Origin of the sequence: Bowdeniella nasicola (genome assembly GCF_900107735.1) — a bacterium.
In the GTDB taxonomy this organism is placed as follows: Bacteria; Actinomycetota; Actinomycetes; order Actinomycetales; family Actinomycetaceae; genus Bowdeniella; species Bowdeniella massiliensis.
The window spans coordinates 122,053-135,959 of the sequence record NZ_FNQV01000004.1 but is presented as its reverse complement, the minus strand read 5'-3'; the positions used below and the strand labels follow the sequence as shown (position 1 = coordinate 135,959).

The following is a 13,907-nucleotide window of genomic DNA, read 5'->3' as shown; positions in this document are numbered from 1 at the left end:
CGGTAGGAGCTACATGTCCCGCACGCTTAGCACCAGCGCCCGCAACCGAACTCTGGCCGCGCTAGCGGCTGCCGCACTGGCGATCACCGGCTGCAGCCAAGCCGAGACCACGAAGCCCTCCCCGGACGCATCGGCGACGACGTCGCAGGAAGCCACCACAGCGACCCCGGCACCGACTGAGTCGGCCACCACCTCGGCAGCGCCCACGCAGGGCTCGCCCGACACAGCCAAGGCCCTGGCCGATCTCACCTACCGCGGTGAGCCCCTTACCGCCCTGCCACCGGTCCAGGTCGATGCCTACGTCGAGTCCCTCCGCTCGGCCCTGCGGACCGAAGGCGCGACCTTCGAGCCGGAGGTCTGCGGCAAGCTGAATACGGAGCTGAACGAAAAGCTCATCGCCCACACAAGCGATCTGAGCCTGGCCGCCGGCGAGGTCGATGGGGCACAGGTCGTTGCCCAGGTCTCGCCCGGCGGCGCCGACGGCATCGATTTCGGCAACGTCACCGACGTGATCACGAAGTGCCCGCAGTTCACCGTGAGCGCCCACGGCCAATCCATCACATCCGCGGTCTCCCTGATCCCCACCTCGATCGCTGCGGACTCCTCCCTTGGGCAGCACGTCACCCAGGAACTGCCCAAGGGCACCGTGCACGTGTACACGATGCTCGCGAAGGTCGGCTCCACCCTCGTCACGACGGTCTTGACCACTACCGAGGACACGGACATCGCGGACCTGGAAGAACTCACCTCGACGATCGCCACCCGACTCTAAGAAGTCCGTTCCTCACCGGCCCGCTCGCGACACGCCGAGCGGGCCGGTAATTTTTGCGATCTGGTTTTCACCATCCACCCCTCCCAGCTCACCTATCCACAGCCTCCACAGCCTGTGGATGGATCCTCATCCCCAGCGTGCACATGGCAGTGTGGGCTTTCGCGGCGACGCGGCGGACATGGTCCACCAGGTGCCGATTCGTACAAACGACGCGGCCCCTGGGCCGCTCGTGTCCGAGGTTGATGGCAGGCTTCAGCACACGGGCAATCGCAACCGCCATTCCCATCCACATTCGAGCCGCGGCCGTCCACAGGAGGTGGTGAATAAACTTGGATAAATATTCACGCTGGAATAATGAGACCACTACATCTAGTGGTCGCGCATTCGATCGATCACAAGGTATAGTGACGGAAGTCAGCGACGGGGTCCGAGATGAATCGAACCACACGGATGTAACATCCGGGGAAAACCGCTCGCCGGACCGTCATTACGAAGCAAAAAGGAGTGTGCTCCCATGAGCATTACCGTGTTCAGCAAGCCGAACTGCGTGCAGTGCGATGCCACTTACCGTGCGCTGAAGAAGAACGGCTTGGAGTACACCGTCGTCGACATCACCGAAGACGCCGAGGCCCTCGCCAACGTGAAGGCACTTGGCTACGTTCAGGCTCCCGTCGTCTTCGCTGACGGCGACCACTGGTCCGGGTTCCGTCCCGACCGCATCAAGGCGCTCGCCCGTCAGAGCGTCGAGCAGACCGTAACTGCCTAGTCCCGACGGTTCGGTGCGCCCCTGCATGCACCGGAAAAACCCCGCAGGATCATGAATCCGGGAGGACGGCATGGCCCATATCGTGTACTTCTCATCGGTGTCGGGATACACCGATCGATTTGTGAAGCGACTCGGGCTTCCCGCCTCCCGGATTCCGCTGTATCCGAACGACCCCCCGCTGCGCGTCGAGGAGGAATACGTCCTGATCGTCCCCACCTACGGGGGCGGCAATAACAAGGGCGCGGTTCCTAAGCAGGTCATCCGCTTCCTCAACGACGAGCACAACCGCTCATTGATCCGCGGCGTCATCGCCTCGGGCAACTCTAACTTTGGCACCGCTTTCTGCATCGCCGGCGACATTATCTCCGCCAAGTGCAAGGTGCCCTACCTCTATCGTTTCGAGCTGCTTGGCACCGCCGACGACGTCGCGCGGGTCAAAGAAGGATTGGAAGAATTTTGGCAGAAACGCTCACTGATACCGGCCTAGAGTCCTTTGCCAGCGAAGATCTTGACTATCATGCGCTGAACGCCAAACTGAATCTTTACGACGAAAACGGCAAGATCCAGTTTGATGCGGACCGACAGGCCGCGCGGCAGTACTTCCTGCAGCACGTCAACCAGAACACCGTCTTCTTCCACTCCCTGGACGAGAAGCTCACCTACCTGGTCGACGAGGGCTACTACGAGGGACACGTCCTTGAGAAGTACTCCAAGGAATTCCTCCAGCGCATCTTCGACTACGCCTACGCCAAGAAGTTCCGCTTCCCCACCTTCCTCGGCGCCTTCAAGTACTACACCTCCTACACGCTGAAAACCTTCGACGGAAAGCGCTACCTGGAGCGCTTCGAAGACCGCGTCGTCATGGTGGCTCTCACCCTGGCCGACGGCGACGAAGACTTCGCGCTGCAGCTCGTTGACGAGATCATTGCGGGCCGGTTCCAGCCCGCAACCCCGACGTTCCTGAACTCGGGCAAGGCCCAGCGCGGCGAAGCCGTCTCCTGCTTCCTGCTGCGCATCGAAGACAACATGGAGTCGATCGCCCGCGGCATCAACTCCGCCCTGCAGCTGTCCAAGCGCGGCGGCGGCGTCGCGCTGCTGCTGACGAACCTTCGCGAGTACGGTGCGCCGATCAAGAAGATTGAGAACCAGTCCTCGGGCGTCATCCCCGTGATGAAGCTGCTGGAAGACTCCTTCTCCTACGCCAACCAGCTTGGAGCCCGCCAGGGTGCCGGCGCCGTCTACCTGCACGCGCACCACCCGGACATCATGAGCTTCCTCGACACCAAGCGCGAGAACGCCGACGAGAAGATCCGGATCAAGACGCTCTCGCTCGGCGTCGTCATCCCCGACATCACCTTCGACCTCGCGCGCAAGAACGAGGACATGTACCTCTTCTCGCCCTACGACGTCGAGCGCGTCTACGGCGTGCCATTTTCCGACATCTCCGTGTCGGAGAAGTACTACGAGATGGTCGACGATAAGCGCATCCACAAGAAGAAGATCAACGCTCGCCGCTTCTTCCAGACGCTCGCCGAGATCCAGTTCGAATCCGGTTACCCGTACATCATGTTCGAGGACACGGTGAACCGCTCCAACCCGATCAAGGGCAAGGTCATCATGTCCAACCTGTGCTCGGAGATCCTGCAGGTCTCGGAAGCCAGCGAATACAACGAGGACCTCACCTACTCCCACATCGGCAAGGACATCTCCTGCAACCTGGGATCGCTCAACATCGCGATGGCGATGGACTCGCCAGACTTCGGCAAGACCGTTGGAACCGCGATCCGCGCCCTGACGGCCGTCTCCGATCAGACGACGATCAACTCGGTGCCCTCCATCGTGCGCGGCAACGACGAATCGCACGCCATCGGACTTGGCCAGATGAACCTGCACGGCTACCTGGCGCGCGAGAACATCTTCTACGGCTCCGACGAGGGCCTGGACTTCACGAACATCTACTTCTACACCGTGCTGTTCCACGCCATCACCGAATCCAACAAGCTCGCGATCGAGCGCGGCCGTCCCTTCGGCGGCTTCAAGGACTCGACCTACGCCTCCGGCGAGTTCTTCGACAAGTACACCGATCAGGTGTGGGAGCCGGAAACCGATCGCGTGCGCCAGCTGTTCGCCGACGCGGGCGTCCACATCCCCACGCAGGAGGATTGGCGCGAGCTGAAGGCCTCCGTCATGGAGCACGGCATCTACAACCAAAACCTCCAGGCGGTGCCGCCGACGGGCTCGATCTCCTACATCAACAACTCGACGTCCTCGATCCACCCGATCGTGGCGAAGGTTGAAATCCGCAAGGAAGGCAAGATCGGCCGGACCTATTACCCGGCGCCGTTCATGACGAACGACAACCTGGAGTACTACCAGGACGCCTACGAAATCGGGCCCGAGAAGATCATCGACACCTACGCGGCTGCCACCCAGCACGTCGACCAGGGTCTGTCGCTGACACTGTTCTTCAAGGACACGGTCTCCACGCGCGACCTCAATCGCGCGCAGATCTATGCGTGGCGTAAGGGCATCAAGACGCTCTACTACATCCGACTGCGCCAAAAGGCGCTCGTTGGCACCGAAGTAGAAGGTTGCGTCTCCTGCGAGCTGTAGCTCGATAACACACAAGTGGCCCGGCAGAATCTGCCGGGCCACTTGCGTGCGGGGATTAGCTCGCCTGGCGGCGGCGCACCAGCACCACGCCGGAGGAGATCAGGCCGGAGGCCAGCAGCGCGAGCATGATGAGCTCGCCACCCGTGACGGGCATCTTCGGAGCCGAGGCGATCGGCTTACCGGGCTGCTTCGGACCGATCGGCAGTGGCTTCGCGTCGTGCGTGGGCTTCTCGCTCGTCTCGGCCGTCGGCTGCTCTGTCGGAGCTTCCGTGGGCTGCTCGGTTGGCTGCTCGGTAGGCGCCTCGGTGGGCTGCTCGGTGGGAGCTTCGGTCGGGGCTTCCGTGGGCTGCTCGGTCGGCTGTTCGGTCGGCTCTTCCGTCGGGTCCGCGGCGCGCCACAGGTCCTCGATCAGGAAGTTGGCAAGGGCCGTGTTATCGAGGAAGGCGCCGCGCACCGGGTCCTCGCCCGTCGCGTGGGCGGCCAGCGTCGCCGCACCTGCGCCCTTGAAGAACACGGGGACGAGCACGTTGGTGTGATCGCCCGAGTGCCAGCTGAGCTTCGGTACCTCGCCCTTGTTACCGGTCATTGCGTCGAAGGCGGGATCGGACTCGGGGCCCACGAGGTAGCCGGTTTCGTGATCCGCGGTAACGATAACGAGCGTTTCCTTCCACGAGGAGTTCGCTTCGACCCACTGCGAAACAGTGGAGACGGCGTCAAAGAAGTCGACGGTCTCCTCGATGTTGCGCACCTCGTCGTTGGCGTGGCCGGTCCAGTCGATAGCGCCGCCTTCGACCATGGCGAGTGCGGTGCCGGCAGCGGCGGAATCCGTCGGATGCTTCTTCACCCAGTTGAAGTCGCTCCAGGCGGCCTTCGGGTCATAGGAGCCGGTGACGGGGAAGGTCTGCTGGGAGACGCGGTTCCAGGTTTCGAACTCCTGGCTGGGGGTGCCGCCGAGCTCGCCGCCGGTGAAGGTGGCGGGATCCCACTCGACCTGCCAGCGCGTCGTGCCGGCCAGGTAGGAGGAGGCGTTATCGATGTGGTTGTACCCCATGCCGTCGCCGATCAAGACGATGACGTTCTTGGGGGCGGAATCGGCCGCGACCGGGGTGGCGGCCAGGCCGCCGGCCACCAGGGTGGCGGCAGCGAGGGCAGAGACAATCAAGCGTGACATGGACATCCTTTTGATGGGTGGTGGTGTCACCCGACAGGTTAGGAGCGGGGTGTAACCGGCACTTGACGCCATGTGGGCCGCCATCGCAACAGTGAGTGTACGTCCGGGGGGCTCTACGATGGCGGGGTGGAAGCGTTTTTGCTGCGCCTGGCGCGGTTGTTACTCGGTGGCGGACTCTCGGCTCGCGACGTCGAGACGGAGGTCATCGCCGCGGGTAAGGCGCTCGGCTACCCCGACGTGCAGGTGGCGGCGCTGCCGACCGGCGTCTTCGTCGGCCTATCGCCGGACGCGCCCGTGCAATTTTCGGCCGCAAAATCCTATATTCGCTTCGATCAGCTCTCGGAGTTCCTCTCCATTACGGCGCGGCTGCGCGCGGGCGACCTGCCCGCCGATCAGGCGTGCGAACTGCTGGAGAGTGCGGCGGCGAAGCGGGCGCCGTGGAGCTATGGGGTGGCGAACCTCGGATCGATCCTCGTCGGGGTGGGGCTCGTCGCGCTGCTTTGCCCTACGTGGCCCACCGTGGCGGCCGGGCTGATTGGCTCGGCGCTCGTTGCGGGGCTTGCCACGATCGCCGGGCGGGTGAAGGCGATGGCGGAGTTTTTGCCCGTGATCGCCGGCTTCCTCGTGTCCTATCCGATCCTGCTCGCAGCCGATGCGGGCTGGCTCGACTACCCGTTCCGCACGATCGTCGCGGTGCTCGCGATCCTGTTCCCCGGCTCGGTGTTCGTCACCGGGCTCGCGGACCTCGTCGCGGGGCATTCGTCTGCGGGCACGGCGCGGCTCGCGGCGGCGCTCATGCAGTTCACGCTGTTCTTCGTCGGCATCGCGCTGGCGGTGATGGCCGCGGGGCACCAGTTGAGCGAGCTGCTCGACATCGCGGCGCCGGCCTGGCCGTTGGGCATCAAGCTCGTGGGCGTCATCCTCGCGACGATCGGGATCATGGTGTTTTGCTATTGTCCGCTGCGCCACGCTGCCTCGATCATCGCGCTGTCGGGCGTGGCCGGCGCACTGCAGGTCTACCTCGGCGGAGAGGTCTCGCCCGCGCTCGGTGGGCTCGTCGCGGCCCTCGTCGCCTCCGTGGGGGCGCAGGCGCTCGCCCGGGTGGGGCCGCCGTGGCACGTGACGTACCTGCCGGCGTTCATGATCGTGGCGCCCGGCTCCTTCGCGTTCATGACGGCGAGCCAGGTCAGCGGTTATTCGGCCTCGCCGCTGGTGAGTGCGGGCAGCGCATTTTTAGGAGTGGCCGTCGGCACGCTACTCGGCGGCGCCATCAAGGAGCTTGAGTTCTCCAAGACGCTCGCGCGCGGGGTGCGCCGGCGACGCGCCTAGCTGATGCGGTGGGCGCGGCCGCCGGGGCGCGTGATGAGGGTCGTGGCGCGCTGGCCGGGCACGGGGAAGGAACGCTGGTAATCCGCGAGCCACTGCGCCGCGAACGCCTCCGCGTCGCGGGTCTTGACGAGCGCCCATACCGAGCCGCCGAAACCCGCGCCGAACGCGGAGGCCGCCGCGGCCCCCAGGCTGCGCGCCGAGCGCTGCAGGTGCACCGTCTCGGGGACCTGGTTGCCAAGTCCCTCCTCGCTCCAGCGCTGGGAGGTATCAATGATGCGGCCGAATTCGCTGATCCGGCCGGCGGCGAGCGCGGCGCTCGCGCGCGGTACGAAATCCTCGGATTCGCTGATGAACTGCTCCAGGCGCCCGCGCAGATAGGCGTCGGGGGAGGTCAGGGAGCGTAGCTGATCGTGCGCATCGCCGCCCGCGCGCACCGCGTCGGCGAGCCAGACGTCCTTGCGGCCCGTCGCGCGATTCCACCGGCGCACGATCTCCGAGGTCGAGAGTGCCGCGCGGTTGTACAGCTCCATCGCGGAGCCGGTTTTTTCTGCGAGGACCCCGGAGACGGCGACGACGAAGGAATAGTCGGCCGGGAAGGGGATGATGGCCTCGCGCAAGGTGGGGCAGAAACGATATTGGACGAGCGCATCCGCCTCAGCGCACAGCATCGCGGTGTGGTCCTCCGAACCGCCGAAGGTGCCGACGCCGCGGTGGCCGGCAAGCTCGCCAAAACTCATGCCGTTTTCCACGCACGCGAGGTACATCGCGAGGTCCTCGGGCGTGCGGATGTGGGAGGTGAAAGCGGGGTGGTCCTCGATGCCGGAGAGGTCAAACAGCGAACGCGCAAGGCCCACGATCATCGCCGAGGAGGAGGACATTCCGGAGGCGAGCGGCAGCGTCGCGTCGACGGTGATGTGCGCGCCGGAGACCGCGTCCGGGAAATTGGCGACGAGGCGGGAGACGACGGCGGCGGGGTAGCCGGCCCAGTGGCCGCGCGGCACGTCCTGGTCGATCGCGAGCGGCAGGGTCACCGTGTCGTCGACGGCGCGCGAGGTGATCCGCACGATGGGTTCGCTGAGGGCGCGCGCGTGGAAGGTGATGCCGACGTCGGCGGCGGCGAGCAGCGAGCGGCCGCCGGCGTAGTCGGTGTGCTTGCCGAGAACCTCGATGCGGCCCGGAACGAACCACGAGGTGATCACAGGTTGACCTCGATGCTCGCGAGGCGCTCCTTCACGGCGGCGATGTCGTCGCGGCGGGACATGTCCAGGCAGCCAGCAGCGACGGGCACGACGGTGAAGTCCCCATCGCTGGCCATGACGGCGGAGGCGAGTTCCAGCTCGCCGCGCTCGGACGGTTCGATGGTGCGTGCGGCGTCGAAGATCGTGGGCGTGAAGACCCACGCGTTCATCGAAATGGGGGCGTCGCCGTAGTGCGCGAGCGTCGCTGCGTCAGGTTTTTCGACGATGCGGCGCAGATGCCCGGCGTCGTCGACGTCGAGGATCGCGAAGGCCTGGATGCGTTCGGCCGGGATATTCGACTGCGCGATGAGCGCGGCCCGGTCGAAGCCGAGCAGGGCGGCGCCGGGGGCATTGAGCAGGGCGTCGAGCGTCTCGGGCGGGTAGTAGTTATCGGAGTTCACGACGAGGAAGCGATCCTCGCCCGCGAAGTCCTCGGCGGCGGCGACGGCGTCGGCGGTACCGCGCGGCTCGCGCTGGATGGCGTAGTGGATGCGCACGCGGGTGGGGTGCAGCTGATCGAAATGCTCCCGGATCATGCCGTGTTCCGGGCCGATGACGAGGCAGACGTCGGTGATGCCGACGTCCGCGAGAGCGGAGACGAGGTAGTCCAGGAAGGGCCGCCCGACGTCGATCATGCCCTTGACGCCCGCGTTGGCGGCGCGTTCGGCGCTCGGGTCCAAGGTGGCGCTCGCGGAGGCCTCGCGCATTCGCGTGCCAAGGCCGCGAGCGAGGATAACGGCTTTCGTCGGGCGTTGCTGCATACCCATATGGTATCGAGGCCGCCGCGTGGTTGGGCGCGCCACCGTGTCGTAGCATCAGTGATATGCAGCCAACTGACCTGACCTTGATTCGTCACGCCGGGATGCCCTCCCTCGCGCCCGATGGGTCGCGCGTCGTCGTCGCCGTCAGCCATCCGGACTTCGCGACCGACGCCAACGTCTCCCTGCTTCGCGAGTTTGCCGTGGCGGATGCGCCGGAGCCCGCGGCAGCGGGAGCCGGCCGGCTGCTGACCCGCGGCCCGAGCGATACCTCGCCCGCATTTTCGCCCGACGGCGCGATGCTCGCGTTCTTGCGCACCGCGCCGGCCGCGCTCGGGGAGACGGACATGGGGCAGGCGCCCCAGCTGCACGTCGTCGATGCGCGCGGCGGCGAGGCGGTGGCGATGACGGATCTGCCGCTCGGCGTCACCGCGTTTCGCTGGCTGCCCGACTGCGAGGGCATCATCTGTGAGGCGCCCGTGCCGGTGGAGGGGCGCTACCGTCCCGATATCGAACCCGGCGCCGAGCCGCCGCGCACGCTGCCGGGCTTCCAGGGCCGAGCCGATGGCCACGGCTACGTCTTCGATCGTCCGCACCACCTCTTCTACGTGCCCGTCACGCAGGTGCATTCCGATCCGAGCTATGAGCCCGTCGGGCGCGCCAAGGCCAACGGCGATGCCGAACGCTTCGACGTCAAACTCCCGCCGGTCACCAGGCTGACGCGCGGGGAGGTCGGCTTCTCGCTGACAGCCGTGACCGCCAGCCACGCGCTCGCGATCGCGGGGCTGCACGAGGGCCACGACGCCGATGTGCGCACCGACCTGTTCGCGATCCGCATCAAAACCAAGGGCGAAGACCCGGATCAGCCCATCGCGCTCACGACCTCCGGCGGCCCGGAGATCTTCGCGGTCTCGGGCGCCTGCCCCGTCGGCGAGGGCCTGTACCTCGCGGCCTCCAGCCTCGGGGAGACCGGCCTGGATTTCGTTGGCCGCTCCGATGCGCTCTACCGCATCGACGATCTCGTCGCGGCGCTCGCGGGCGATCCGCTCGACCTCGGACACGCGCAGCGCCTGACCGACCCGGACAGCCAGCGCCTCATCGGCCCTTTCCTCGCGGCCGGCCCCACCGACCTCATCTGCGGCCTGGAGCGACGCGGCTCCACGCTCGCGATCCGCATCGCGCCGGACGGCGAGCTGACCGAGCTCACCGCCGAGGGCAGCGTCGTCACCGGCTGGGATGCGAACGACGCCGGCAAGATCGTCGTCACCTACGGCGATCACACCTCGCCAAGCGAGGTCGGCGTCATCGCGGCCGGCATCGAGCGCCTCTCGGACCTCGCGCGCCCGCTGCGCGCCGCCCAGCTCATCACGCCGCAAGAACGCACCTACGACAGCGCCGACGGCTACCCCGTGCACGGCTGGGTGCTGCTGCCCGATAAGACGATCGGAGCGCCCGTCATCCTCATGATCCACGGCGGCCCGCACGCCGCTTACGGCCCGGCCGTCTTCGACGAAGCCCAGGTACTTGCCGCCGCCGGCTACGCCGTCGTCATGTGCAATCCGCGCGGCTCTTCCGGCTACGGCACCGAGCACGCGCGGGCCATCCGGCACGCGCTCGGCACCCTGGATGCCGACGATGTCCTCGCCTTCCTCGACGGCGCGCTCGCGGAGTTTTCGGATTTGGGCGACGCCCGCCTTGGCATCATGGGCGGCTCCTACGGCGGCTACCTCACCGCCTGGATCATCGCCCACCACCACCGCTTCGCCGGCGCGATCGTCGAGCGCGGCTACCTCGATCCCGCGACGTTTGCCGGCCCGTCGGATATCGGCTGGTTCTTCTCCGAGCAGTATGTCGGCACCGACCCAGCGCAGGTTGCCGCGCAGTCGCCGATGGCCGTCGTCGATCAGGTCGAGACGGCAACGCTCGTCATGCACTCCGAGCAGGACCTGCGCTGCCCGATCGAACAGGCGCTGCGCTATTACACCGCGCTGAAGGCCTGCGGGGTGGACGCGACGTGCGTCATTTTCCCGGGCGAGAACCACGAGCTGTCGCGCTCGGGGCGGCCCTGGCACCGATTGGACCGTTTCGAGGAGATTCTGGCGTTCTGGGAGCGCCAGTTGCCGCGGCATATCGCGCCGTAGCCGCCGCGCGTGCGCCACAATAGAGGTATGGATAAGAAGCACGCTCTCATCCGCCGGCCCTCACCGCGTTTGGCCGACGGTCTCGTCACGCATATCGAACGCAGCCCCGTCGACGTCGAGCTCGCCAAGCGCCAGTGGGAGGATTACGTCGCCGCGCTGCACGACGCGGGCTGGCAGACCCACGAGGTCGCGCCCGCCGATGACTGCCCCGACGCCGTCTTCGTCGAGGACACCATGGTCGTCTACGGCGATACGGCCGTGATCGCGCGCCCGGGGGCCGACGAGCGCAAGCCGGAGACGCCGGCCGCGGAGGCCGCGGTGCGCGAGCTCGGCTACCGCATCGCGCGCATCGAAGCGCCCGGCACCCTCGATGGCGGCGACGTCTTGAAGTTCGGCGGCACCGTGTGGGTGGGCCGCGGCGGTCGCACCAACGACGAGGGCATCGCCCAGCTCGCGGCGCATCTCGAGCCGCTCGGCGCCCGCGTCGTCACCGTGCCGCTGACCAAGGTGCTGCACCTGAAATCGGCGGTCACCGCCCTGCCCGACGGCACCGTCGTCGGATATGAGCCGCTCGTTGACGACCCGGGCGTGTGGGAGAACTTCCTTGCCGTGCCGGAAGAATCCGGCGCGCACGTCGTGCTGCTGGACGGCGAGACGATCCTCATGGCGGCGGACGCGCCGCGCACCGCGGAGCTCTACCGCGAGCGCGGCTACCGCGTCATCGAGGTCGATATCTCCGAGTACGAAAAGCTCGAGGGCTGCGTGACGTGCCTGTCGGTGCGGCTGCGCGGCATGCCGGACTAATCGAACTCCGGGCGCCGGCCCCACGTTGAACTGCCCGGCGGCAGCGTCGCGCCGGGCAGCGCGAGCGTAAGATCGCGAACCATGCCCGCGAGCGCCTCCGGGTCGGCGCCGAGCGACTCGCGCTGCGCGGAGCGCTTGGCCGCCTGCACGATCTGCGCGGCGGCCTCCCCGATGCGCGGCGCCTCCTCGGCGGCCTCGGCCTGCAGCGCCCACAGCAGCCGCCGAATCTCGAACAGGTGCTGCGCGAGCTGCTCTTCCTCGCGCGACGCCCCCGCGAGCACCTGCGCCGCGCGGACATAGCCGTAATCGCGCGAAATCCGGATGAGGCCCGGCTCCACCGTCATCGAATCGTGCACCTCCATGAGCGGCTCGATGATCGTCATGCCGGCGGCGCGGGCGCGCGCCACTTCCTGGCGCGAAAGCTCCTCACTCATGAGCGTTGCCGAGGACCGCACCACCGTCGAGACAATATTCGACTCCGCGTAGGACTCCGCCGTCTGCACGCCCTGCGGCGCCGACGAAATCGCGATGCACTCATCGGCGCCAAGGTGCTGCGCGACGATGTCTGCCGGCAGGTTCATTCGCACCCCGCCATCGACGTAATGCTCTGCGCCGAGCTTGACGGGCGCGAAGACCGCCGGGATGGCGCACGAGGCCGCAATCGCCGCCACGAGGTCGACGCGCTCGCCAAGCGGCTGATCCGCGCGATCACGCAGCTCGCCGCGTTCATCGACGTAGCGCAGTTCGCCCGATTCGAGGGCGACGACGGCGACGCGCAGCCGCACTCCGGAGGCGGCGACGCGCGCGGGTTCGAAGGTCTCAACGATGCGGTCGACGAGGTCCCCGGGAGTGAAGATCGAGGATGAAGTCAGCGCCCCGCGCGCGATCGAATCGAAGCCCGAGCCGGGCCCCGCCACGGCCCACAGGTCCGACATCGTCGTGAGCGCCTGCGGTAGCTGGGGCAGCCGCACCGTCGTGGGCTCGCTTGCCTCCTCGCGTTTCCATGGCCAGTTAAAGGCTGGAATCTCGATGGTGTGCGGCGTCCTGCTGGAGGCGTCGGAGCGGAGGATCTTTTGCCACACGGGCGCCTGATGCTGCAGCAGCGAGAACCAGGGGCGCTCGCGGAACATATCGGCCGGCCCGCTCATCTCGGTCCACAGGCGTTCCAACTCGGCGACGGCGGCGCGTTGGCCGGCGGGGTCGGCGTGCTGGGCGATGACGCCCCCGAGGATCGAGCCGGCGCTCGTGCCCGCGATGGTATCGAAGGCGAGGGTCTCGTCCTCGTAGATGCGGGCCAGGGCGCCGATCTGGAAGGAGGAGCGCGCCCCGCCGCCGGAGAGCACGAGCGCCCGCCGCACCGGCGCCGGCTCGCTCCCGAGCCGCTTGAGGGCGCGCGCGCCGCTAGCGGCGAGCTGCGAAAGCCATGTCTGCATGCCCCCAGTCTAGGAGCGGCCCGACATGACACGTCGCCAGCCGATACGATCGACTGGAGGAGCGAGAAACGAGGAGCGAGAACGTGGCATCTACCCGAGTCGAATACGCGGTGACCCGGATTCTCGACGCAATCGCCGACGGTGAGTTCGTCCCCGGATCTGCGCTGCTGCCCGAAGACGAGTTGGCGCACTGGCTAGAAGTCTCGCGCCCGACGATGCGCGAGGCCGTCAAGATTCTGAAGGAACGTGGGGTCCTCATCGTCGTCCACGGTCGTGGGACGTTTGTCGCTGACCCGGAACAGTGGACCGATCTCGCCTCGATCATTTGGTGGACCGTACGCACCGCGCCGCCAGCGCTCGCGGGGGAGCACCTCGTCGAAGTTCGCCGCATGATCGAGGTGGGAGCATGCGGGCTAGCTGCCGAACGCCGCACCGAGGAGGATCTGCAACGAATGCGAGAACTCCTCGACACCTACGATGCTGCATCCCTCGACGACGACATCGACCACGCGGTCGCTGCGGATCTTGCCTTCCACCAGGCCGTCCTCAAGGGCTCGCACAACCCGTTCGTCGCCGCGATTTTGCACCCGCTGGAAGAAGCCCTGAGATCATCGCGCCAACTCACGACGCAGGTGCCGGAAGTGCGGCAACGAGCTGCCGCCCATCACCGGCGGATTTTTGCCGCCATCGAGTCCGGCGACGCTGCAGCCGCGAAAAAAGCGATGCGGGAGCACATGACTCAAACGCGCAACGATCTGCAGACCTTCGCTCAGTAGCCCGCTAGCCTGGAGCACTTTTCGCTCGTAGGTCGTTCTCCCCTTGACAGGACGCGATGACGACACTTACTCTCTGATCAAGACCTCAGAGGTCTAAGGTCAAAGG

General features: G+C 66.8%; 12 protein-coding genes. 8 read left to right on the top strand and 4 right to left on the bottom strand.

Annotation, left to right across the window (positions count from 1 at the left end; genetic code table 11):
- The first annotated feature begins 13 nt into the window (after nucleotides 1-13).
- From BLU67_RS04060 to nrdE, 4 genes are all read left to right on the top strand, one after another.
- Nucleotides 14-772 (top strand): hypothetical protein, encoded by a 759-nt coding sequence (locus BLU67_RS04060; protein WP_092562526.1) that lies wholly within the window; start codon nucleotides 14-16, stop codon nucleotides 770-772.
- Between the two features lie 514 nt (nucleotides 773-1,286).
- Nucleotides 1,287-1,538: a glutaredoxin-like protein NrdH gene (nrdH, locus tag BLU67_RS04050; protein WP_092562520.1), complete on the top strand. Its 252-nt coding sequence runs from the start codon at nucleotides 1,287-1,289 to the stop codon at nucleotides 1,536-1,538.
- Nucleotides 1,539-1,608: 70 nt separating this feature from the next.
- Complete coding sequence (gene nrdI, locus BLU67_RS04045) at nucleotides 1,609-2,025, top strand: class Ib ribonucleoside-diphosphate reductase assembly flavoprotein NrdI (protein WP_092562517.1); 417 nt, start codon at nucleotides 1,609-1,611, stop codon at nucleotides 2,023-2,025.
- Nucleotides 1,995-4,151 carry a class 1b ribonucleoside-diphosphate reductase subunit alpha gene (gene nrdE / locus BLU67_RS04040; protein ID WP_187337931.1) on the top strand — a complete coding sequence of 719 codons (2,157 nt, stop codon included), beginning with the start codon at nucleotides 1,995-1,997 and terminating at the stop codon, nucleotides 4,149-4,151. Before nrdI ends, nrdE begins: the two co-directional genes overlap by 31 nt.
- Before the next feature lie 55 nt (nucleotides 4,152-4,206).
- Here the strand turns inward: nrdE and BLU67_RS04035 are convergent, their stop codons facing one another.
- Nucleotides 4,207-5,322, bottom strand: a complete 1,116-nt coding sequence (locus BLU67_RS04035; RefSeq protein WP_222842369.1) for an alkaline phosphatase — start codon at nucleotides 5,320-5,322, stop codon at nucleotides 4,207-4,209.
- A 126-nt stretch (nucleotides 5,323-5,448) separates the two neighbouring features.
- Here BLU67_RS04035 and BLU67_RS04030 point away from each other — a divergent pair, with 126 nt between their 5' ends.
- Entirely contained in the window at nucleotides 5,449-6,651 is a 1,203-nt protein-coding gene (locus BLU67_RS04030) for a threonine/serine exporter family protein (RefSeq protein ID WP_176780690.1), read from the top strand.
- Here the strand turns inward: BLU67_RS04030 and BLU67_RS04025 are convergent.
- Both BLU67_RS04025 and BLU67_RS04020 read right to left on the bottom strand, forming a co-directional pair.
- On the bottom strand, nucleotides 6,648-7,850 hold the full coding sequence (locus tag BLU67_RS04025; protein WP_222842368.1) for a galactokinase family protein: 1,203 nt from the start codon (nucleotides 7,848-7,850) through the stop codon (nucleotides 6,648-6,650). The genes BLU67_RS04030 and BLU67_RS04025 overlap by 4 nt on opposite strands.
- Nucleotides 7,847-8,650, bottom strand: a complete 804-nt coding sequence (locus BLU67_RS04020) for a nucleotidyltransferase family protein (RefSeq protein WP_092562748.1) — start codon at nucleotides 8,648-8,650, stop codon at nucleotides 7,847-7,849. The genes BLU67_RS04025 and BLU67_RS04020 overlap by 4 nt, the downstream gene beginning before the upstream one ends.
- 62 nt (nucleotides 8,651-8,712) lie before the next feature.
- On the opposite strand from BLU67_RS04020, the gene BLU67_RS04015 reads away from it, so the two are divergent.
- Together BLU67_RS04015 and ddaH are read left to right on the top strand one after the other, a co-directional pair.
- Nucleotides 8,713-10,788, top strand: coding sequence for a S9 family peptidase (locus BLU67_RS04015; RefSeq protein ID WP_092562511.1), 2,076 nt, complete (start codon nucleotides 8,713-8,715; stop codon nucleotides 10,786-10,788).
- A gap of 27 nt (nucleotides 10,789-10,815) precedes the next feature.
- The gene (ddaH, locus tag BLU67_RS04010; protein WP_092562508.1) at nucleotides 10,816-11,592 is read left to right on the top strand and encodes a dimethylargininase; all 777 of its coding nucleotides are present in this window, start codon (nucleotides 10,816-10,818) and stop codon (nucleotides 11,590-11,592) included.
- On the opposite strand, the gene BLU67_RS04005 is transcribed toward ddaH, so the two are convergent.
- On the bottom strand, nucleotides 11,589-13,025 hold the full coding sequence (locus BLU67_RS04005) for a patatin-like phospholipase family protein (RefSeq protein WP_092562505.1): 1,437 nt from the start codon (nucleotides 13,023-13,025) through the stop codon (nucleotides 11,589-11,591). The two genes, ddaH and BLU67_RS04005, sit on opposite strands and share 4 nt — an antisense overlap.
- A gap of 83 nt (nucleotides 13,026-13,108) precedes the next feature.
- On the opposite strand from BLU67_RS04005, the gene BLU67_RS04000 reads away from it, so the two are divergent.
- The gene (locus BLU67_RS04000) at nucleotides 13,109-13,801 is read left to right on the top strand and encodes a FadR/GntR family transcriptional regulator (RefSeq protein ID WP_092562502.1); all 693 of its coding nucleotides are present in this window, start codon (nucleotides 13,109-13,111) and stop codon (nucleotides 13,799-13,801) included.
- Nucleotides 13,802-13,907 lie beyond the last annotated feature (106 nt).

Coding starts and splice junctions, on each gene's coding strand:
- BLU67_RS04060 (WP_092562526.1), top strand. CDS start 14: ATGTCCCGCACGCTTAGCACCAGCGCCCGCAACCGAACTCTGGCCGCG.
- nrdH (WP_092562520.1), top strand. CDS start 1,287: ATGAGCATTACCGTGTTCAGCAAGCCGAACTGCGTGCAGTGCGATGCC.
- nrdI (WP_092562517.1), top strand. CDS start 1,609: ATGGCCCATATCGTGTACTTCTCATCGGTGTCGGGATACACCGATCGA.
- BLU67_RS04035 (WP_222842369.1), bottom strand. CDS start 5,322: ATGTCACGCTTGATTGTCTCTGCCCTCGCTGCCGCCACCCTGGTGGCC.
- BLU67_RS04020 (WP_092562748.1), bottom strand. CDS start 8,650: ATGCAGCAACGCCCGACGAAAGCCGTTATCCTCGCTCGCGGCCTTGGC.
- BLU67_RS04015 (WP_092562511.1), top strand. CDS start 8,713: ATGCAGCCAACTGACCTGACCTTGATTCGTCACGCCGGGATGCCCTCC.
- ddaH (WP_092562508.1), top strand. CDS start 10,816: ATGGATAAGAAGCACGCTCTCATCCGCCGGCCCTCACCGCGTTTGGCC.
- BLU67_RS04005 (WP_092562505.1), bottom strand. CDS start 13,025: ATGCAGACATGGCTTTCGCAGCTCGCCGCTAGCGGCGCGCGCGCCCTC.